Source organism: Priestia sp. FSL P4-0332 (genome assembly GCF_038005845.1).
Lineage (GTDB): Bacteria > Bacillota > Bacilli > Bacillales > Bacillaceae_H > Priestia.
Map to the genome: position 1 here is coordinate 923,245 of NZ_JBBOUA010000001.1, position 20,244 is coordinate 943,488.

The following is a 20,244-nucleotide window of genomic DNA, read 5'->3' on the forward strand; positions in this document are numbered from 1 at the left end:
TTTACTTACAAAATATTATAAAAAATGGATGGAGTAATATGGGGTAAGTGTTAACTATATCGAACAAAGGGTGTATAAGATGGATAAATATCAAATTACATTATTAGCTAATGTGCGTAAGCAGCTGCAAGAGTGGACCGATCAAAATGAAGAAATACCTCATGAAGAAGTGTACCGCTTTTTGCATTCAATTTCTGGAACGTCTGCAACCATTGGACTGAATTATTTAGGAGATCGTTCCCGCGAGTTAATAGAAGCTGTTGAAAAAAATCAGAAAAAAACCTGGAATTACGCGGAGTTGAATACATTTTTATTAGATATTATTAAAATTTGTTATCAAGATGAAATTCAATCCGTAGAAGATATAAATAAACCGATAGAAATTAGTGAACAAACAGCTAATGTTTTACTTGTGGATGATGATCTTTCAATGCTGATGTATTTAAAAGAACAGTTTGAAAAACAAGGGTGGTACGTATTAGCAACTGCCTCTAAAGAAAAAGCCATTACGGCTTTTTACGAATTAAAGCCGGATTGTTTTGTTGTTGATGTACATATGAAAGACTGTACAGGCTTTGACATTCTTTCATTTTTACGTGATAAAACAAAGCAACTGTTCGTCCCCATTGTCATGATGAGCGTTGATAATCAAAGAGAGACGCGTTTGAAGGCTTTTAAATTAGGGGCCGATGATTTTTTTGTTAAACCTCTCGATATGGAAGAAAGTCTACTTCGAATTGGTCACCATATTGAACGAAAGCAGATGTTTAACTCCTATTTAATGTTTGATGAATTAACAGGAGCCTATAACCGAACGTATTTAAAAGAAATCTACAGTCAGCAGCTATCCAGCTACGACCGCTTAAAAGATCCTTTTTGTTTAGCGATTTTAGATTTAGATTTCTTTAAGAGAATAAACGATCAATATGGACATCTTATGGGAGACCGTGTGCTGCAAGCATTTGTAGAGTATATGAAGCATGAAATTCGTCCAACAGATCACATTTTTAGATATGGAGGCGAAGAATTTATTCTTTTACTGCCAAAAACCAATATAAAAGAGGCAGAAACAGTATTAAATAGACTGTTGGATTTGTTTGTGAAAAAAGTGTTCACACATCAAAGCAATTCGTTTTATTGCAGCTTTTCCGGCGGAGTTGTAGAAGTTCATAACACTGAATGGCCGTTAGAAAAAGCTCTTCATCAAGCTGATGAGGCATTATATATAGCGAAGGAATCAGGACGTCAAAAAATTGTAGCTTCTTCTCAAAGCAAGCTGGTCAAAAAGCGAACGCTTCGTATGGCTATTATTGATGATGATTCTATCATTCGAACGATGCTGAAAGAGCTTTTAAGTAAGATCGATGTAGGAGATCGCTATGAAGTGAAAATAGAAGTGTTTAAAGATGGCATCGAATTTTTTGAGTCCCAATGGATTCATTCTAGCGATCAGTACTTTGTTATTTTAGACGGAATGATGCCTAAGATGGATGGCTTAGAAGTGCTGCAAAAATTAAGACAGCATAAACGTCACGATCAGTACACGGTTATTATGCTTACATCAAGAAACAGCGAACAAGATATTCAAAGAGCATTAGAACTTGGGGCAGACGATTACATCACAAAGCCATTTAAGTTAATGGAGCTTGAAGCGCGCGTGCGTCATTTAATGAAGAAGGTGAAATAAATGGCGATGTCAATTCAAGTGGTATATGTCTTATTTGGCGGATTGCTATTGCTTTTAGTCTGTTTTCTGAGTTATTTACTTATTCAAAAAGCGCGTTTAAACGCTTTTCGAGCAAAAGTAGAATCCTATAAAGATAGTATGAAAGAATCTCTTTTTATTTATTTATACAGAAAAGATGAAGAACATCGGGTAGAGCCTAAAAATAAAATAGAGCTGGCGGGTGTAGAGGAACTATTGAGCAGTTTTTCTGCAGCTGTGCAAGGCGATGAAATTCTAAATAACATCACGCTCTATGCGGAGAAGGTTTTTACACCCAAATATAAAAAAGAGCTGCATCATTCTAGATGGAGTGTCAGAATGAATGCCCTTTATGCTATCGAAGACTTTGGTCTAACTACGCTAACACACCAATTAGTAGAAATGTATGAGAAAAAAAATAGTACAGCGGCTGAAAAAAATCAAATTTTAAAAATTTTAGTTAAGCTGAACCGCCCTGAGTTTGTTGTGTACATGACGAACGCTTCTAGACCGCTGTCTGAATTTATGTACCGCTCTTTGTTTGGAACTATGAACAGTGAGCAGTTTCAGCAATTTATTAATAAATTTGAACATCTACAAGAAGAAATTCAGCTGCCTCTTATCGATATGATAGGTATCAATCATAAGTTAGAGTATATAGATTTCTTAAAAATGCACATGAAAAGTTCATCAGAAGAACTGCGAATTCGTTCGTTGAAATCACTTAATGCTTTATCTTTTCCATTAAGAATAGAGGAGCTCACGAAACATCTTCAGTCAGGTATTTGGCAAGAAAGAATGATGGCTACAAAACTAATAGGCAAAACGAGAGATGAGAAGGGATTGTCACTTCTTGAGCAGTCGCTAAAAGATTCTCATTTTCTTGTGCGTTCGAATGCTGCTCAGTCAATGATGAAAATCCCAACAGGTAAAGAATATTTAGTTCATGTATACAAAACGACCGATGACAAGTTTTCGAAAGATATGGCAGCAGAATGGCTTGAAAAAGGAGGAGTTACGGTTGTGGAATAGTGTTTGGCATCTTTTATTGTCTATTTGCGGATGGGCTGTATTTGCTTATATGATTTTTGTGCTTTGTTTTTATTTTATGATGTTTATCATCTCTGCTTTTCAACTGCGAAAGCAATATCAATTAAATGATGAAGAACCTTATGAAGATTTGCTTGCGGTTAGCTATACAACACCGTTATCTATATTAGTTCCCGCTTATAACGAATCTGTCGGGATTATTGGAAGCGTGCGTTCGCTGCTTGGAATTGAATATCCGGAATATGAAGTAATTGTAGTAAACGACGGATCTTCAGATGATACGTTAGAAAAGCTAATCGAGGAGTTTTCTCTTGTGAAAATGAATCGAGTTGTGAGAAAGCAAGTAGAGACGAAAGAAGTAAAAGCTGTATATCGTTCTAAATTATACGATTATTTATATGTAGTCGATAAACAAAATGGGGGAAAGTCAGATGCATTAAATGCAGGAATTAATTTATCCAACTATCCTTATTTTTGTTCAATCGATGGCGATTCAGTGTTAGAAAGAGATGCTTTTTTAAAAGTTATGAAGCCAATTATTGATTCAGACGGAGAAGTAATTGCTTCAGGGGGAAGTATTCGAATTGCAAACGGATGTAAAATCGAAAACGGTGCGGTCGTATCGATTGGACTTGATACGCAGCCGCTTGTTGTGATGCAGATTATTGAATATTTACGTGCCTTTCTTATGGGGCGCATTGGTCTCAGTCGCCATAATTTATTACTTATTGTGTCAGGAGCATTTGGCGTATTTTCTAAACGCTGGGTGATTGAGGCTGGGGGTTATTCTCATACAGTCGGCGAAGACATGGAACTTGTTGTTCGCCTGCACCGACTGATTAAACAGAAAAAAACCAACAATCAAATTGTTTATATTCCAGATCCCGTATGCTGGACAGAGGCACCCGATGAAATCAAATATTTGCGAAGACAGCGGAACCGCTGGCACCGCGGTTTATTTGATAGTCTTTGGAAGCATAAAGAGATGCTGTTTAATCCGAGATACGGAAGTATCGGAATGATTTCTATGCCTTATTTTGTGTTTATTGAACTAATCGGTCCGGTCATGGAAATGTTAGGCTATTTGTTTATTGTTATTTCTCTAGTTGTAGGCGGGATTTATGTAGAATTTGCTTATTTGCTTTTTCTCTTGATGGTTGTATATGGTTCTCTTTATTCGATGGCGGCCGTTTTGCTAGAAGAGTGGAGCCTTCGCAAATATCCAAGAGTATCCGATATTGCTAAGCTATTTGTCTTTTCCCTGACTGAATCCTTTTGGTATCGCCCTCTAACTGTTATATGGCGCTGTCATGGATTGTTGGATGTTATTCGCAATAAAAAAGGCTGGGGAGACATGCAGCGAAAAGGAGTTTCACAATGAAAAAATGGTTGTTAATTGGCGGCATTATTTTGGTTATGGCAGTAACGGCTTCTCCATTTCTTATTTGGCAGCTAAAGAAACCAACTGATTTGGATATGCTTGTCATTGATAAAACAGTGCCGGATCAAACGTTTCGAGAGCATCAAGGTTTAATGTGGATGCTGAATCAAGCGAAAGTACGCAAAGACGGGAAGCCTTATAAAATCTCAAAGGATTATGCAGGGTTTTACCCAAAAGGAGATAAAACATACAGCATTAAATCTCTGCCAAAAACAAACTCTGCAGATATGATTTATATCACGGACACGTATGGCGTATACAAAGAAGATTTAGGCGTAAAAGCTAAAAGAGGAGATCGCTCTCAATTGGTGTATGGTGGCATGACTTCTGAAGACGTGAGCTACGTTAAGAAAGCTCTAAATGGACGTACAAAAACGCTGATTGGAGAGTTTAATACATTTGGGAGCCCTACTTCTTTAGACGTTCGCAAAGAACTGTATGAATTGTACAATGTTACGTGGTCCGGCTGGATCGGACGCTATTTTGAGGAATTCGGCAGTGAAGAAGTTCCTGCTTGGGTGAAAAGTGCTTACAAAAAGCAGTACAACAAAGAGTGGAGCCTTACAGGAAAAGGCTTATTATTCGTTAATGAATCCAATAAGCTCGTTATTATAACGGAAAAAGAATTAAAAGAAAATCCAGTATGGTTTCAATACACAAAACAAGGAAAGAAAACATTGAATTTACAGGATGAATCTGCTTATCAATATTGGTTTGACGTAATTGCACCGCAGCAAAAAAGTGATGTGCAGGCTCAGTTTGTCTTTCACTTGGATTCTGAAGGGAAAAACAAGCTAAAGGAAAATGGTATTCCTTTGTCCATACCAGCAGTCATTCATCATAATAAAGAGCGATATGATACCTATTACTTTGCAGGAGATTTTGCAGATCAAGGAGAAATACCTTCCATTTATCAAACCTCTTTTTACCCGCTGTGGAAGAAATGGACAGAGAAAATCGGAAAAGAAGATGAGTCTTCTTTTTACTGGACTGTTTACCTGCCTCTTATGAATAAGATCATAGATCAACAGCAAAATGAATCGCAGCCTGCTTCTGTTACTTTTAATAAAAATATGGAAATCTATGAAGATGCTGACCTTAAAGTAGCAGGGAAAGTAGGAAAAGATTATTTGCAAATTTATCAAAACGGCAAGTGGCAAGATGTGCTGATTAAAGGAGTAAATATGGGCATTAGTAAGCCAGGCCATTTCCCTGGTGAGACTGCTATTTCGAAAGAAGAATATTTGCGCTGGTTTAAAGAAATTGGAAAGATGAATGCAAACTCAATCCGCGTATACACCATTCATCCTCCCGCCTTTTATGAAGCGCTTGCTGAGTATAACCAAAAAGCCAAAGAACCCATTTATCTTTTTCATGGGGTATGGGTGAATGAAGAAGTTTTCTATGATTCACAAGATGCTTTTGCAAAGGAAAACACAAAAGAATTTGAAGCTGAAATGAAAAGGATTGTAAACGTTATTCACGGAAATGCAACACTGCCAAAACGGACAGGACATGCAAGCGGAACGTATACAGCAGACGTGTCTCCTTATGTTTTAGGCTGGATTATAGGAGTTGAATGGGATCCCACGGTAGCCCTTTCGACAAATGAAAAACATAAAGGAATGAAAGATTTTAAAGGGCAGTACATCTATACCGAAAAAGGCAATCCCTTTGAAATTTGGCTTGCTCAGCTTATGGAAAAAACAATTTCCTATGAGCAGGATAAATATGATTGGCAGCGGCCTATGAGCTTTACGAACTGGGTGACAACGGATTTGCTTACTCATCCATATGAGCCTTCTGAAGACGAAGATAAAGTGTCTGTTAATCCTAATTTAATTCACATAACTAAAAAATTTGAGCCGGGCTTATTTGCCTCTTATCATATTTATCCGTACTATCCTGATTTCTTAAACTATGAACCTCGTTATCTCGCTTATCGAGATCATCGAGGAGAGAAAAATAACTACGCAGGCTATTTGCAAAATATGAAAGAAGTTCATCATATGCCCGTTCTTGTTGCTGAATTTGGCATTCCGGCTTCGCGAGGACTCACCCATAGAAACGTATACGGGTGGGATCAAGGCTTTCATACGGAACAAGAACAAGGAAAGATTCTGTCACGCTTATACGAAGACATTGTTGAAGAAAAAATGGCTGGCGGTATGGTCTTTACATGGCAAGATGAATGGTTTAAGCGAACGTGGAATACGATGGAGTACGACAATCCGAACCGCAGGCCATTTTGGACGAATTTGCAAACGGGAGAGCAGCATTTTGGATTGCTGAGTTTTGATCCAGGAACGAAGCTGAAAGTCAAAGTAGACGGTAAATCAGATGATTGGAAAAAGCTGAACAGCAAGTCGGTATATAAGCCGTCTAAGAAGTTAAAAGCATTGAACATTACAAGTGATGAAGGTTATCTATATCTACACGTGAGTGCAAAAGAACTGGAAAATCAAAAGCTTTATTTCTTGTTTAACACAATTAACAATCAGGGACAGTCAAAGATTCCTCAAATCCCTTCCTTAAAAACAAAAGGAATTGATTTTGTAGCAGAATTAAACGGAAAAGAAGACAGTCATTTATGGATAGACAGCTATTACGATACGTATTATTTTTCATATGCTCATCAGCTCCAAATGATTCCCGCGGTAAAAGGAACCGATACAAAAGACAACGGCATGTTTAATCCAATCAGGCTCGCCCTTAACAAAGAGTTAGCGATTGGAGAGGGGAAAAACAAGAGAACCATTCCTTTTGACGCCTATGAAACAGGGAAGCTCCAAGAAGGAAACAGCGATCCTAACTCTTCTTCATTTGATTCGCTAGCAGATTTTAAAGTGAATGAATCAAATGGAATTGCTGAACTTCGCATTCCCTGGGCGCTTTTAAATGTAAAAGACCCGAGTCAAAAAGAAATAATGGGAGATATTTGGTCCAAAAAAGGATTAGAATCCAGCGAGAAAATAAAAGGAATTCAAGTGGGAGTCGTAGCTGTTAATAAGAAGAGCAATGACGTAGAAGATACGTTTCCGACTCAGAAAAAAGGCGAACTTTTATTAAAAGATTTTTACTTATACAAGTGGAAAAATTGGGAGTATCCAACTTTTCACGAACGAATAAAGCCGTCCTACTTCATATTGCAAAAAACGTATGGACGACTACAAGCGGAGGAATAACAATGGCAAAAATTTTATTAGCGGAAGATGAAGAAGTGCTTCGTATGTTAGTGGTAGATACGCTTGAAGATGAAGGACATGATGTGACGGAAGCAGAAAATGGCGAAGAAGCTTTGGAATTTATTAAAGAACGTGATTTTGACTTAATTATTTTGGATTATATGATGCCCGTGTTCACCGGGCTTGAAGTCATTCAGCAGCTGAAAGAAATGAAAGATAAGCGCCATACAAAAGTATTGATGCTTTCAGCTAAGAGTCAAGCTGCTGATCAAAGCCGAGTGTTAGAAGCAGGGGCTGCGTATTTTATGTCTAAGCCGTTTAGTCCCCTATTACTAGCTGAACGTGTCGAGGAAATTTTAGATGAACAATAAACTAAAACGAAGAAGTATCTCAACCCAGTTCATCCTCTTAGCAAGTATCCTTTTACTTGCTTTTGCGGCGGGTTCAACTGGACTTGTTGTACGGCAAAAAGAAATTACAGCTGATTATGCCCAGTACAGGGCACAAGTACGGGAAAAGGCACAGCTGCTATCTACAATTGATAAATCAATGAACAAGGCTTTTTTGCAGGCTCGTGGGTTTATTGCGTTTGATTCAGAGGATATGTATAACGAGGCTGCAAGTCAGCAAAAAATTATCGAAGAAAATCTTGACCGACTTTCAGGTCTAGCCGCAGATAGACGTGAGCGTACGTTTGTAAATGAAGCGACGGTGATGCTAAACACGTATTTTAATCAAACGCTTCCTTATTTTAAAGATATTTACGACAAAAAAGGTATTGAAGGAGTCCGCTCTAGTCCTGAGCGGAAGGCTGCTTCTAAATCAATAGAACAAATGCAAAAAGAACTTGATGACTACCAAAGTGAATTAACTAAAGACTTAAATACACAGTACGATGATACGTCGAGTGACATGCAGAAAAGTCAAACATTCTTTATTTTATTTTTAGCGTTTACAGTGGTCATTTTATTATTGCTTACACGGGTACTGCTAAATAAGTTTGTAAAGCCACTGAGTCAGCTAGCATATACCGCAAGCGAAATTGCTGCCGGAAAAGAAATGCCTATGACATTTAATGAACATAGAAGAGATGAAATTGGTATGCTATCGCAAGCCTTTTACAAAATGGTATCGACTTTGCAAAATAATGAACAGGAGTTAACGGCTCAAAATGAAGAGCTGATTGCACAGCAAGATGAATTGCACAGTCAGCAAGATGAACTTCAGCACGCATTAGAATTGACAAAGGAACGAGAAGGGGAGTTAGAATTGCGCAATTTATTTGTGCATGGACTAACAAATTCTCTTCACAAGCAAGAGGTTCTCACGAGTGCTGTCACAAGCATGAGCCGGGTGATGAAAGCTGATCACGGGTTTATTATGCTAGCCGATGAAAAGACACATGCTTCATTTGGTCTATCTTCATCAAGTGTTCAACAGATGGTGGCAAATCTTCATAATAATTACGTTGATCATGTGCAGAAGACGAAAAAATGTATGGTAGTAAAAAGAGAGTGTATAGAACATGAGCGCCTATATCATCAGCAAACGTTTTATTTGTATGATGTTATCGTACCGGTGCTGTCTTCACAGGGAGATATGCTAGCCTATATGTTTTACAGCCGCTACGCTGATGAATACACAGACCATGAATTACAGACATTTGAAATACTGGCCAAACAAATCACGATTGCTCTTGAAAAAATTTATATTTACGAAGAGTCTGAGCATGACCGATTGCTATCTCAAGATATTTTAAATTCGATTCAAGAAGGAATGCAGCTTGTAGATACAAGCGGTACGATTCTACAAGTGAATACGAAGATTAGCGAATTGTTTCAATATGAGCATCAAAGCCGGCTTCTTCAGCTCTCTCGCGATCAATGGCTAGATGCTCTCTCTCAAAAAGTCGAAAATATACAGCAGCTGAGACAATACGTTGAAGCCATTTGTAAGGGAGAGCAAGTAGAAAAGTCTTTTGTTTATTACCTGCACACGGAAGGTAAGCGAAAAGTTATAAAGGTTTATAGTGAATACGTATATCGAAACCGTCAGATGTTTGGCGTATTGTTCGTTCATCGGGATATTACGAAAGAATTTGAAGTTGATCAGATGAAGTCGGAATTTGTAAGTACTGTGAGTCACGAGCTGCGCACACCTTTAGCAAGTGTATTAGGGTTCACTGAGCTTATGCTAAACAAAACATTAAAAGAAGAAAGACAGAAGAAGTACTTAACTACTATTTATCAGGAAGCACAGCGGTTAACGTCTTTAATCAACGATTTTCTGGACGTCCAAAGAATGGAAGCGGGGAAACAAACCTACGACAAAAAGTATCAAGACATTCTGCCGCTTATTAAGCAGGTGATTGAGGTCCAGAAAATACAAACAAGTAAGCATGAATTTGATATGATTTCCGATCAAGAGCATTTTACAGTAATGGGAGATAAAGATAAGCTGCTGCAATTGTTTAATAATGTAATTAGCAATGCAGTGAAATATTCCCCCGATGGAGGGAACGTTACAGTTAAAGTGTATCAAAAGGAACACGCTGTTTATATTGATATTCAAGATGAAGGAATTGGTATACCAAGTGAAGCGCTAGGTCAATTGTTTACCAAATTCTACAGAGTAGATAACTCCGATATGCGCAAAATTGGCGGAACAGGTCTAGGATTAGCAATTGTAAAGGAAATTGTAAAAGCTCATGGTGGAGACATTACTGTACAATCGGAATGGAAAAAAGGAACAACATTCACGGTTGTTCTCCCGCTTCTATATGAAGTTCAGTACGATGAAGAGATGATAAGTACGAATGATAACCGTAAAAGCGTAGTGATTGTAGAAGATGATAAAAGTTTAGCGACGCTTTTACAGGTAGAATTAAAAGAAAGCGGTTTTCACGTTCGGTATTTTAACAACGGAGAAGACGCATTAAACTCTATTCATCAGCAAAAGCCTGAAGTGGTTGTTCTAGATATTATGTTGGGAGAAAATAAGTTAGACGGCTGGGATGTTTTAAGACAGCTCAAAGAAAATACAGAGACAGAAAAAATTCCTATTTTAATCTCATCTGCTTTAGACGAAAGAAGCAAAGGGTTAGAGCTTGGAGTGTGTGAGTTTCTGATTAAACCCTATCAGCCTAGTAAATTATCCAAAACGATTCTCCAGCTGCTTTTGAAAAAACAAGAGCACGAAGGAGAAATTATGATTCCATCAGATAAAGAAGAGTAGAAATTTGGTGAGGCTTCGTTATATTTGCGGAGTCTCATTAAACGAAAAGAAAATTAGCAAAGTAATATAAAAAAATATTGAAAACGCTATCAAAATGTGGTTTTATAGAAAGTAGGCATAACATGATGACCTTAGAATTACCTTTTTCCACCTCCTTACATGCGTAAGGAGGCTTTTTTGTATAAATATAGTAAGATAAGATAACAAAACCTGATGCAGAATCGTTTATTGAATTTCAGCTAGTTAAGAAACTGCTCAAGAAAGTTTGATAGTGAAAGGAGTGAAGCTCTGGAAATCATTTCACAAAGGGAGGATAGTCTATCCTAGAAGTGAAGGTAGTTCAATTTTTATAATCATAGTATAATAAAAAATACGGTTATAAAAGTTGTGTTTGTTATACATCATTTATATAGAAGGTAGGATTGAATTTTATATTTGCTTAAAGGAGGTCTTTCCTTGGATATTGCGTATATAATTGCTGAAGAAAGAATTAGACAAGCAATAAAAGACGGTGACTTTGATAAGCTGCCTGGGGAAGGAAAACCATTAAAGTTAGAAGATTTGTCACACATACCTGAAGAACTGCGCCAAGCGTATAGGATATTAAAAAATGCAAACATGATAACGGATGAACAAGAGCTAAAACGAGATATGGCTACAATAGAAGAATTGATTTCTATATGCACGGATGCTAATGAAGAACAAAGGCTAACAGAGATGCTTACGGAAAAGCGTTTGCGCTTTGAGCAGCTCGTTGGCAAGAAAAAGATGACAAGTTCTGCAGCTTACAGGACGTATCAGAATAAAATTTACTCCAAATTTTTTTATTAATGAGTGTAATGAACGAGACGATCGGAGGGTGAGAACTTGCGGCTGTTAATTTTATTGATCAGTATCATACTATTTATTTCGCTTTGTTTTTATATTTTTGCCCCACAAATAAAACGAGGTGCCCAATCGAAAAATGTGCCGGTTTTATTTATTCATGGCTATTTAGGCAGTCAAAAAAGCTTAGGGAAAATGATTAAACGATTTGAACGAAACGGATGGGGAACTAAAGTAGGTTACTGCGTTGTTCAAAAAGATGGAGCTATTCAGTGGAAGCATATTATGAAAGCAAAAGAGGGAAAACTTCCGCTTATTCATATCGTTTTTAAAAAGCCAGATGCCAGTATTGCACAGCAGCAAAAATGGATTGAAGCTATTATGCAAGATGTACGTGATACATATAAAGCATCTTCTGTTGATTTAGTTGGACATAGTATGGGAGGAGTAACAGCAGCAGCTGTTAGTTTGTCTAACCCTCAGTATATTCAAAAGTTAGTTACGTTAGGATCGCCAATTCAAGGATTAGATTATCAGGAATTAATGGAGATGTATCCTCATGCACGCAATCATATTGAATCTATGGGTGCTCGTGATTTAGCTTTTCACTCTATAGCGTTAAACAAGCTGTACGAAAGTCGTCAAGAGTTCTCAAAAGAAATCGACGTTTTTTCAGGAGCAGGAGATGTGGGAGATAAGACAGATGGAGTGGTAACAGTAGAAAGTGCGTACGGGCTGCAAGAGTTCACCGAACACATTCATCTCCAAACGTTTCATGAAGCACATTCAGATTTACATGAAAGCTCAGAGGTTGATAAAGCTGTCTATCAATTTTTAAAACGGGATTAAAGGGGGATTACGATGCTTTACTTAATTAGGCACGGCCAAACAGATTGGAATAAAAACAAACTTATTCAAGGGCATGCTGATATTCCGCTCAACGAAGCGGGAAAGCAACAAGCTAAACGCGTAGCGGAACGTTTTCGAGATATCCATATTGATGTAATCTATACAAGCGATTTGCTTCGTGCGCAGGAGACGGCTAGGGAAATTGCAGCAGCTGCTAAAGTAGAGAAAGTCGAGGTTTGTGAGCAGCTGCGTGAGCGCTCTTTTGGAGAACTAGAATCAAAGAACGTAGAAGTTCTGCATGAGCTTGTGCCAAACTATGCGACAAATTGGGGAGAAGAACCTTTATATAATATCGAAACACTCGAAGCCGCTCAAGAACGGATGGTTCGGCGGTTAACGGAAATTATGAAGAAGTCTATCGGAAAGAAAGTAGCAGTTGTTAGTCACGGGGCGGCAATTAATACATTCATTCATCATGTAACAAGCGGAGAACAAGGAACAGGGACTACTATTTTACAAAATACATCGATTACAACTTTTGCTTATGAAAGTGGAAAATGGCGCCTTGAAACGATCAATGATGCCAAACATCTTGAATAAATATACTTAAAGAGGCTGTGACAGTAGTATTTTAGTTGAGGGAAGATCCGAACGATTAATCGTTCGGATTTTTTTTGGTGATGGTGAACCTAGGTTTCATATATGTAAGTACTTCTAGCAGTTGATTGGAGGGAAAGGCGAAGACTCCTGCGGGAAAAGCGGAAGGGATGAGACCCCGTATATTAATTTTATATATAAATATTTATACAATTGATTTTAATAAAAATGCATAGTAAAATAAGTTTTATTACTATTCTATTAAAGCGTTTAGTATAACTGAATTTCCTAATATTGTTTAATAAGTAACTATATTTCGGAATAAGATTAATTGATTTGTATAATTTCAAGGAGGATGTAGTATGTCAAAAGATTGGAGTCACTTATTTGAAAGAATGCCTGAATTGCTAGCACCGACGATGGCTAAAGACCATCCGAATTTGCCCGTTGTGAAGGAAGAAGGATGCTATTATTATGGATTGGATGGTAAAGAATATCTCGATTTTACTTCCGGAATCGCTACGACAAATGTAGGACACAGACATCCGAAAGTAGTAAAAGCAATCAAAGACGGAGCAGATCAATTATTGCACGGTCCTTCAGGTGTTATTATGTACGAATCGATATTAAAGTTAGCCGATGAGTTAGGAAAAGTAACGCCGGGCAATTTAGACTGCTTTTTCTTTGGAAATAGTGGCACCGAAGCAATTGAAGGAGCCTTGAAATTAGCGAGACATGTCACAAAGCGTCCGTATGTTATTTCTTTTTTAGGGTGTTTTCATGGCCGCTCGATGGGAGCTTTAAGTGTTACAACCTCGAAAAGCAAATATAGACAATTTCAGCAGCCTTCGGGACTGACGTATCAGATTCCATATGCCAATCCAAAAGAGTGCCCTGCGGAGCTAGACAGCGATGTGTACTTTACTGAAAAGCTTGAAAAAGATTTTGAAATACTCTTTAAGCACCAAGTCACGCCTGAAGAAGTGGCTGCCGTTATTTTGGAACCAGTATTAGGAGAAGGCGGCTATATTATTCCTCCGAAAAGTTGGATGAAGAAGTTAAGAGAGATTTGTGATCGTCACGGAATATTACTTATTTTCGATGAAGTGCAAACAGGGTTTGGCCGTACCGGCGAATGGTTTGCTGGACAAACGTTTGATGTCGTGCCAGATATTATGGCTATAGCAAAAGGAATTGCTTCTGGAATTCCGCTTAGTGCAACGGTAGCTTCTCAAGAATTAATGAAGCAGTGGCCCCTTGGCACACATAGTACAACATTTGGAGGAAATCCTATTGGATGTTCAGCAGCCCTTGCAACTCTTGAAGTGATGAAAGAAGAACAACTGCTGGATAATACGAAAAAAATGGGCGCTTATGCGTTAGAAAAGCTGCATCTTTTAAAGGAAAAACATTCAATTATTGGGGATATCCGTGGTTTAGGACTTATGATTGGAATTGAAATTGTTAATCCGGATACGGGAGAAGGCGATGGAGACGCCTTATTCGAGATTTTGGACTTAGCTTTAGAAAAAGGCGTGTTATTTTATTTTTGCGGAAATGCAAGTGAAGTTATTCGCATGGTACCTCCGCTTACTGTAACAAAAGAACAGATAGATGACGGCATTCGCATGCTAGATGAGGCTATCACTTCTTTTGAGAAAAAGTCAGCTGTAAAAGCGTGATAAAAAAATTATATATTTGTAACCTAGTTGTCATAGTAATGGTAGCGATATCATAGTTTTAGAGGGAAAAGAATTTTCTGAAAAGTAGTTGACATCTGTTTGTGCAGCATGTAACATAATATTTATCTTACCAACAATTATCAACAAAAATCAACAAAATTCGACAAACTTCTTATCAAGAGAGGTGGAGGGATAGGCCCTTTGAAACCTCGGCAACGGACTTTATAGAACCGTGCCAACTCCCACAAGCAGTGCTTGAAAGATAAGAAGAGACCAGGCTTACTAACAATTGTGATCCCAACCTCTTCTTACAGGCACTTAGACACTGTAAGTGGAGGTTTTAATTTTATGACAAGAATACGACATTTAGATAAAAAACAGCAGGCGAAATTACCTGCTGTTTTTATATGCTGTAAAATGATAAATAACCTACCAGAATTCCTAGTAAAAGTACTCCAATCGTAATACCAACAATCCACCACATCATTTTTTTCATTATTTATTCCTCTTTATCAATTAACTGTAGCTGTTGATCCGCCTGAAGCGCCGGAAGCTGTACCGTAAGCAGTTTGTCTTTTGATTCCGGCATTTTTAGCTGCAATTTTCCACTGCCAGTCAATTCGCCCGTAGGCTCGATTATTTTGCACCCAAGATTTTGAGCTCTTTTTTGAAATAGACACAAGGGGGTTTACATTTTTCGTGACGACGCCTCGTACACTTTTGACTGAAGTCACCGATGAGTTTTTCGTGTAATAGTCTACATACACCGTTAGTTTTGTTGTTGTAAATCCAGCCGCTTTATAAGAAGCCGTATAAGCTGCTGTTTTGAATAAAGGTGAAGCCGTTCTTGCTCCGTATGCTGCTGTACTTGCAGCTTCGACTGTGCCGCTAGTCTCTTCAATTTCCATTTTTAACAGAGATGGATCCTTTAGTGATTGTACAACTTTTTGTTTTTGTTGACGCGACAGTTTTGAAAATTCATACAGTGAACTTTTATCACTTTGCGCTTTCAAGAACTGCGTGTAAGAAGCAAGCGTTAAATGTGCAGGTTTTTCACTAGCCATAACAGAGTTTGGTACGACTAATAGACATAATAACGCACTTATCAGGAAAAAAGAAAAAAACGTTCTTTTTGTAGCCATATTTATATAAATCCTTTCTAGTATTCTATCTTTATAAATAGATAAGAAGTAATTTATCGTTTTGAAGAAGGACTGTGTGCTGACATATTAACTGTCATCACGACACGAGCTTGCTGTACAGATTTCATAAAACATTCGTATAGAGAAGCGAATACTTTATCCACATCTCCTTCTAAAGCTGTTGCAAAAGGCACGGTTTCGGCAAATACTCCCTGTTGTTTAACTGCGCCAATTCCGCTTTTGATGATGTCTACATAATGCGGCGTATCTAATGGATACAAAGAAAATTGAGTGGATACAGGGAACGAAGCACAAAGCTGTTGGTTTGAAGACATGTTTTCTTTTGGTTTTATTTTTCTTTCTTCGAAATATTCTTCGTGCTGCCCTGTTGAAAACGTGGCATTCAGCACAATATGCTTTCCTGATTTTCCAGCACTTTTATAAACGGCTTGAACAACTCCAAATACGTCTTTGGCAGTTCCTTCAATAAACGTACTAACACGGTCTGTTTTTCGCTGAACTTTAGACATATCCACTTCGTTTAGTGCGCCTAAAATAATATCGATAAAGTTATCACTCATAACGGAAAGCGTAAAACGGCAGCCAACATTTATTTTTTCCAAGTTAATCACCCCTAAAATATAGATTTGTAGTTTTTTAATCATACAAATCATAAAATAACTTTTCTGTTTTGTATAGAAACAGAAGATAGATTCTTTATTTTTAGGAAATATTACATAGAAGAAACGAAAATAAATTGCATAACATGAAAAATAAGGGTGTTAAGAAAAGTCACATAATAAAAAAGAATAAAAAAACAATGTTAGAACTTCTGACAAAAAGCTGGTATATAGACTGAAAACACCATATTATAAATACAAGATCACATTATTCTCCTGCGATTTCGTATAACCTCTTGAAAAAGGGACTTGGGATTTTATCATAAATCCAACCTCCTAGCTGTATAATCAGCTAGGAATTTTTTTTACCCAAACTCTCTATCGCGCATGAGGTTACCTACACTTATTCAACTCAGAGCATACACCATATATATTTAAGACCAGTGTAAGAAAGATTGCTTGAAGATGTTAGTGTTCGGCTTGAGCTAGAAATAGATAGATGTTACGAAAGAGGGGAAAGAAGGTATGACGCACACATTAATTAAAAATGCAGAGATTATTACGATGAATGAGAAGAATGATATTATTTACGGTGACCTTTATATTGTTGGAAATCGTATTGCAGCCATCGGGAAAAACCTGCATCCGGAAAAGGTAGATAAAGTCATTGACGCAGCAAATAAAACAATTGTGCCGGGCTTTATACATACTCATATTCATTTATGTCAAACGCTTTTTAGAGGGCAAGCAGATGATTTAGAGCTGCTAGACTGGCTAAAGAAGAAAATATGGCCGCTTGAAGCTTCACATGATGAAGAATCTATCTATTATTCAGCACTGTTAGGGATCGGCGAACTCATTCAAAGCGGGACTACAACAATTGTAGATATGGAAACTGTTCATCATACGGACTCTGCTTTTCAAGCTATATCTCAAAGTGGAATCCGAGCTCTTGCAGGAAAAGTAATGATGGATAAAAAAGGCGATGATCTGCCAAAAGCTCTGCAGGAGACAACGGCTGACTCGATCAAAGAAAGTGTAGAGCTGCTTGAAAAATGGCATAATTCAAATAACGGTCGTATTCGATACGCATTCTCCCCAAGATTTGTGCTGTCATGTACGGAAGATTTGCTGCGTGAAGTGAGCCATTTATCAGCTGCCTATAATGTTCATGTCCATACTCATGCTTCTGAGAATCAAGAAGAAATTCGCATCGTAGAAGCTGAAACGGGTATGAGAAATATTATGTATTTAGACCATTTAGGATTAGCCAATGAGCGCCTTATTTTAGCGCACTGTGTGTGGCTAAATGATCAAGAAAAGCAAATTATTAAGAATCAAGGAGTAAAAGTCAGTCATTGCCCAGGATCAAACTTAAAACTTGCATCCGGAATCGCAGATGTGCCCGGTTTATTAGAGCAAGGTGTATTTTTAAGTCTTGGCGCTGATGGTGCTCCTTGTAATAATAATTTGGATATGTTCAACGAAATGAGGCTGGCGGCTACGATTCATAAACCCTCGTACGGACCAACGGCCATGAATGCAAAGCACGTGCTAGAAATGGCTACAATCGGCGGAGCGAAAGCAGTTGGGCTTGAAAAAGAAATTGGAAGTTTAGAGGTCGGGAAAAAAGCGGATCTTGCTATTTTAAATTTAAATCAGCTTCATACCTTTCCATCTTACGGCGTAGACCCTATTTCCAGAGTTGTGTATTCAGCAACGCGAGGAGATGTAGAACTAACGATGGTTGATGGAGAAATTGTGATGGAAAATCGCGTGCTGAAAACAATTGACCAAGGAATTGTATTGAAAGAAGCAAATCATTCGATTGATCGTCTTTTAAAAAGAATCCCGCTTTTAATTTCATAATCATAAGATGTAAAACAAAGAAGAGGCCGGGATAAAAGTATTTTAGTTGAAGTAAAACTCGAATTATTGATTAATAATTCGAGTTTTTTGTTGTCATGGTGAACGTGGGTTTAATCTGTTTAGTTGCTTCTAGCTGTTGATGGGAGACAAGGCGTAGAATCCTGCGGGAAAAGCGGAAGGGATGAGACTCCCGCAGGAGCGCAAGCAACGAGAAGGCTCATCGGCCGGCCGCGGAAAGCGAAGCCTTGTACGGAAATCAACAGTGGTGTCACAAGCAGTCCAGATCATCTATCCAATTTGATCGTCTTTAGATGGGATTGATTTAGTTATGTCTCAATCTCTTTTTTTGTATAAATGATTAAAAAGAGCACTCTTGCCACAGACTAAAGGGATAGAAGAAATAAATTTTCAAAATTCCAAACTAACGGAAGATAAAAATTTTTATAATGATAGCGTTTTCTACCTTTGCATATCTACAAATTAAGACTATAATAGGACAAAAGATTTTACTTTGTAACGTAAAATCCTCCTAAATCGTGTCCTTTTTAGGACATTTGAATAGGTAGGGTTTTTTATTTTTTTTAGAAGTAGGGAGGCGCGCGTGTTGGAGCGTAACGGAATATTAGAGCGCTTGTTTAAACTATCAGAGCGCAACACAACACCAAAACAAGAAATACTAGCAGGACTTACAACTTTTATGACGGTCAGTTATATGGTAATCGTCAACCCCATTATCATGTCTGACGCGGGTATCCCCCGTGAAGCGGCTCTTGCAGCTACCATTTACGCCATTGTATTTAGTACGTTACTGATGTCCCTGTGGGCAAACTTCCCGATTGTAACCGGTCCAGGGATGGGTTTAAATGCGTTTTTTACGTATTCAGTAGTATTAGGACAAGGATTGTCATGGCAAACGGCACTTGGAGCAGTTTTTATATCCGGGGTCTTATTTTTTGTTTTAACGGTAACAGGAATACGTGGAAAGATTATTGATGCCATTCCGAACGTATTAAAGTCTTCAATAGCAGTTGGAATTGGTCTTTTTGTTGCGTTTATCGGTTTGAAAAACGCTGGATTAGTTGTGGCAAACGAGTCTACTTTTGTAGGGCTTGGAAATGTCATGGATAAAGGCCCCTTACTGGCTATTTTTGGGCTGATATTAGCAGCTGTGCTGATGGCTAAAAATGTAAAAGGCGCTCTCATTATAAGTATTTTTGCTACGACAATATTAGCGATGATTGTAGGAGTACAAGCAGTTCCTCATTCGGTGAAAGACGTCTTTTCAGCTACGCCGCCAAGCGTCGGAGAAACATTCTTTCAAATGGATTTAAAAGGTGCAGTTGCCTACGGTATTTTTTCAGTTGTATTTTCTTTCACCATCGTAGAATTATTTGATACGCTAGCGACATTGATTGGACTATCTAAAAAAGCAAACTTAGTAGATAAAAACGGTAAAATTCCAGGATTAAACCGTGCGCTTGCAGCGGATTCAATCGGTACAATGGCGAGTGCTATTTTTGGAAGCACAGCGTTAAATACGTATATTGAAAATGCAACAGGTATTGCAGAAGGAGGACGTACCGGCTTAAAGGCATTAACGGTTGCCATCTTATTTATATTTACCTTGTTTTTTGCACCGCTCATTCAATTTATCCCAAGCGTTGCTACTGCTCCAGCACTCATTATTATTGGTTCGCTTATGCTAAGTGACATTCGAAACGTTAACTTCGACGATTTTACTGAGGTTGTTCCCGCTTTCTTAACAATTGTCATGATGCCGTTAACCTACAGCATTGCAGAAGGGTTAGCATTCGGCTTCATTTCATACACAGCGATTAAACTGTTTACAGGACGCCATCGCGAAATTCATTGGATGATGTATGTAATCACCATTGCCTTTTTTATCAATTTTTATATGAGTTCCCATTAGGAATGAAAAAAGACGTAGCATTAAGCTACGTCTTTTTTTGTTACTGAGTCCTTGTCAGGGAACATCGTAAAAGAATGAAGCTTTTCTTTTATTTTAGATAATTGTAAAATAATTA

14 protein-coding genes and 1 riboswitch are annotated in these 20,244 nt (G+C 37.9%); of the genes, 12 read left to right on the plus strand and 2 right to left on the minus strand.

The annotated features are described in order from the left end of the window. Positions 1–79 precede the first annotated feature (79 nt). From MKY06_RS04805 to MKY06_RS04850, 10 genes are all read left to right on the plus strand, one after another. The gene (locus MKY06_RS04805; RefSeq protein WP_289911756.1) at positions 80–1,687 is read left to right on the plus strand and encodes a GGDEF domain-containing response regulator; all 1,608 of its coding nucleotides are present in this window, start codon (positions 80–82) and stop codon (positions 1,685–1,687) included. Further along, entirely contained in the window at positions 1,688–2,737 is a 1,050-nt protein-coding gene (locus MKY06_RS04810; RefSeq protein ID WP_013055644.1) for a HEAT repeat domain-containing protein, read from the plus strand. After that, the gene (locus MKY06_RS04815; protein ID WP_013055645.1) at positions 2,727–4,136 is read left to right on the plus strand and encodes a glycosyltransferase family 2 protein; all 1,410 of its coding nucleotides are present in this window, start codon (positions 2,727–2,729) and stop codon (positions 4,134–4,136) included. Before MKY06_RS04810 ends, MKY06_RS04815 begins: the two co-directional genes overlap by 11 nt. Continuing rightward, positions 4,133–7,381 (plus strand): hypothetical protein, encoded by a 3,249-nt coding sequence (locus MKY06_RS04820; protein WP_289911761.1) that lies wholly within the window; start codon positions 4,133–4,135, stop codon positions 7,379–7,381. The genes MKY06_RS04815 and MKY06_RS04820 overlap by 4 nt, the downstream gene beginning before the upstream one ends. Positions 7,382–7,383: 2 nt before the next feature. Further along, the gene (locus MKY06_RS04825; RefSeq protein WP_013055647.1) at positions 7,384–7,752 is read left to right on the plus strand and encodes a response regulator transcription factor; all 369 of its coding nucleotides are present in this window, start codon (positions 7,384–7,386) and stop codon (positions 7,750–7,752) included. Next, a complete protein-coding gene (locus tag MKY06_RS04830) occupies positions 7,742–10,615 on the plus strand; it encodes an ATP-binding protein (RefSeq protein ID WP_340960298.1) in 2,874 nt (957 codons plus the stop codon). The genes MKY06_RS04825 and MKY06_RS04830 overlap by 11 nt, the downstream gene beginning before the upstream one ends. A gap of 456 nt (positions 10,616–11,071) precedes the next feature. Then, a complete protein-coding gene (locus tag MKY06_RS04835) occupies positions 11,072–11,446 on the plus strand; it encodes a DnaJ family domain-containing protein (protein ID WP_028407648.1) in 375 nt (124 codons plus the stop codon). Positions 11,447–11,482: 36 nt separating this feature from the next. Continuing rightward, on the plus strand, positions 11,483–12,289 hold the full coding sequence (locus MKY06_RS04840; protein ID WP_098278269.1) for an alpha/beta fold hydrolase: 807 nt from the start codon (positions 11,483–11,485) through the stop codon (positions 12,287–12,289). 12 nt (positions 12,290–12,301) lie between these two features. Further along, a complete protein-coding gene (locus MKY06_RS04845; RefSeq protein WP_013055651.1) occupies positions 12,302–12,889 on the plus strand; it encodes a histidine phosphatase family protein in 588 nt (195 codons plus the stop codon). A 359-nt stretch (positions 12,890–13,248) separates the two neighbouring features. Beyond that, positions 13,249–14,568, plus strand: coding sequence for an aspartate aminotransferase family protein (locus MKY06_RS04850; protein ID WP_013055652.1), 1,320 nt, complete (start codon positions 13,249–13,251; stop codon positions 14,566–14,568). A 169-nt stretch (positions 14,569–14,737) separates the two neighbouring features. Continuing rightward, a riboswitch (SAM riboswitch) is annotated at positions 14,738–14,837 on the plus strand. Positions 14,838–15,080: 243 nt separating this feature from the next. On the opposite strand, the gene MKY06_RS04855 is transcribed toward MKY06_RS04850, so the two are convergent. Both MKY06_RS04855 and MKY06_RS04860 read right to left on the minus strand, forming a co-directional pair. After that, complete coding sequence (locus MKY06_RS04855; RefSeq protein ID WP_098602359.1) at positions 15,081–15,710, minus strand: hypothetical protein; 630 nt, start codon at positions 15,708–15,710, stop codon at positions 15,081–15,083. 53 nt (positions 15,711–15,763) lie between these two features. Continuing rightward, positions 15,764–16,333, minus strand: a complete 570-nt coding sequence (locus MKY06_RS04860; RefSeq protein ID WP_289911772.1) for a YkoF family thiamine/hydroxymethylpyrimidine-binding protein — start codon at positions 16,331–16,333, stop codon at positions 15,764–15,766. A 522-nt stretch (positions 16,334–16,855) separates the two neighbouring features. Here MKY06_RS04860 and MKY06_RS04865 point away from each other — a divergent pair. Together MKY06_RS04865 and MKY06_RS04870 are read left to right on the plus strand one after the other, a co-directional pair. Then, positions 16,856–18,199, plus strand: a complete 1,344-nt coding sequence (locus tag MKY06_RS04865; protein ID WP_029324890.1) for a 5'-deoxyadenosine deaminase — start codon at positions 16,856–16,858, stop codon at positions 18,197–18,199. Positions 18,200–18,803: 604 nt separating this feature from the next. After that, positions 18,804–20,129, plus strand: a complete 1,326-nt coding sequence (locus MKY06_RS04870; RefSeq protein WP_289911773.1) for an NCS2 family permease — start codon at positions 18,804–18,806, stop codon at positions 20,127–20,129. The last annotated feature ends 115 nt before the right edge of the window (positions 20,130–20,244 follow it).